The sequence below is a fragment of the Mesorhizobium prunaredense genome, from assembly GCF_900156895.1.
GTDB classification, from domain to species: Bacteria; Pseudomonadota; Alphaproteobacteria; order Rhizobiales; family Rhizobiaceae; genus Mesorhizobium; species Mesorhizobium prunaredense.
The window spans coordinates 1-299 of record NZ_FTPD01000029.1; the positions used below are offsets into that span (position 1 = coordinate 1).

Sequence of the window (299 nt, forward strand, 5' to 3'; positions counted from 1 at the left end):
CTTGGCGTAGACCACCCAGCGCTTCTTCCGGATCGGCGACAGGTGGCGCAGGAATGCCCGCCGTTGCGCGAGATGAGCAATTGCGCCGAAGAAGGCGAGCCGGCCAGCGTCGTGCAGCGCGACCAACCGGGAGAGGAACAGCCGGCGGAACAGCTTGCCGAGCACCCGCACCGGCAGCAGGAAGGCGGGACGCGACGATATCCAGCGGCTTCCGTCCGGCGAGATGCCACCGCCTGGCACGATCATGTGCACGTGCGGATGATGCGTCATCGCCGAACCCCATGTGTGGAGCACGGCGG

General features: G+C 67.6%; 1 protein-coding gene. It reads right to left on the reverse strand.

What is annotated here, in order from left to right; translation table 11 throughout:
- A partial coding sequence (locus BQ8794_RS35710; RefSeq protein ID WP_174654499.1) for a transposase occupies window positions 1-299 on the reverse strand: 299 nt, incomplete at both ends.